The sequence below is a fragment of the Nitrospirillum amazonense genome, assembly GCF_007828035.1.
In the GTDB taxonomy this organism is placed as follows: Bacteria; Pseudomonadota; Alphaproteobacteria; order Azospirillales; family Azospirillaceae; genus Nitrospirillum; species Nitrospirillum amazonense.
The window spans coordinates 1-1,815 of sequence record NZ_VITV01000031.1 but is presented as its reverse complement, the minus strand read 5'-3'; the positions used below and the strand labels follow the sequence as shown (position 1 = coordinate 1,815).

Sequence of the window (1,815 nt, the reverse complement as noted above, 5' to 3'; positions counted from 1 at the left end):
TATGTCGGCACGGTGCTGGGCAGCCTGAACAACAGCGGCACGATCAGCGCCAGCAACGCGGTCTACGTGGCGGCGACGGGCACGTTGGGCAGCCTCACCAACACCGGCACGCTGCTGGGCGCCAATGCCGCCCTGAACAACCTGGGCAGCATCGGCACCATCACCATCGGCACGCTGACGGGCACGGGCACGACGACCAGCTATGGCACGGTGGGTCTGCTGCAAGGGGCGGTGGGTATGACCAACGCCGGCAGCATCGGCACGCTGGTCAGCTACGCCACCATCGTCGGTACCACCGGGGCGGCGGTCGACAACCAGGGCTCGATGTACAGCCTGGGCAACGCCGGAACCATCACCGGGGTGACCGCGGGCATCAACAACGCCGGCAGCATCGGCGGCCTGGTCAACGCCAACCAGGTCACCGGCAGCATCGGCATCAACAACACCGGCACCATCGGCTTCATCCAGAACTTCGTCTTCGCCACCGACAGCCTGACCACGTTCATCGGCAGCATCAGCGGCTCGGCCACGGGCCTGAGCAATGCCGGCGTCGTCGGCACCCTGGTCAACGCCGGCGCGATCACCGGCAGCATCGGCATCAACAACTCGGGCACCGTCCTGGGCTTGGCGAACGCCCTCTTCCCCACCGGCAGCCTCACCGCCGTGGTGGGCAGCATCGTCGGGTCGGCCACGGGTGTACGCAACACCGGTGTGATCGGGACGCTGCTGAACCAGGGCCTGATCTCCGGCGGCGCCTACGCGCTGTACAACGGCGCCGGCGCCACGCTGGGCACCGTCCTCAACGCCGGCACGATCAGCGGCAACATCGCCAACCTGTCGGCGACCGACCTGGTGATCGCGGGCGGTGGCGGCACGCTGACGGGCGGGGTTATCACCAACACCGCCAGCAACGTGGTGTTCGCCGGCGGCACCCAGGTGCTCAATGACGCCCTCAACGTGGGCAGCCACACGGTGGTCAACAGCGGCGCCAGCCTGGCCTTGGGCGGCGACCTCAGCATCACCGGCAACTACAGCCAGGCCACGGGCACGCTGGCGCTGTCGACCAACCACCTGTTCGTCAGCGGTGTCGCCAATGTGAGCGGCGGGGCCATCACCGCCAGCGTGGACGCGGCGCAGAACTACGTGGTGGGGGGCAGCAACGGCGCCATCCTGATCCAGGGCGGGGCGGGCTCCAGCTACACCGGGGTCAGCCTGACCTCCGGCGTCAGCGGCCTGACCATCGCCGCCGGCGTGGACACCATCGGGTCCAACGTGGACCTGGTGGTCGCGGCGGCCAACGACTACATCGGCGGCACGCTGGGCAGCTTGGGGAACAGCGGCACCATCAGCGGCGTGGTCACGGCGGCCTACATCGCCACCACGGGCAGTCTGGGCACCTTGGCCAACAGCGGCCTGCTGGACGGCGCCCGCTATGGCATCCGCAACCGGGGCACCATTGGCCTGGTGGACAACAGCGGCACGGCCACGGGCCTGGTCGGCCTGTGGAACCAGGGCGTCATCGGCACGGTCCTCAACACCGGTCTGCTGAAGGACGCGCCCTCGGCCCAGGCCGCCGGCCTGAACAACGCCGGCAGCATCGGCGTGCTGACCAACATGGGCAGCATCAGCAGCGTCGCCTACGGCCTGTACAACAGCGGCAGCATCGGCAGCATCGACAACAGCGGCGTCATCAGCGCCACCGATACCGTCACGGGCCGGGCCCTGCGCAACGCCATCGGCGCCACCATCGCCGCGATCAGCAACAGCGGCACCATCGCGGGCGTCACCGCCCTGTACAGCCAGGGCAGCGTCGGC

The 1,815-nt window shown here is 69.1% G+C and carries 1 protein-coding gene; it reads left to right on the top strand.

The features are described from left to right. Positions 1-1,815 (top strand): beta strand repeat-containing protein (locus FBZ87_RS29435; protein ID WP_186455051.1); only part of this gene is annotated, 1,815 nt, incomplete at both ends.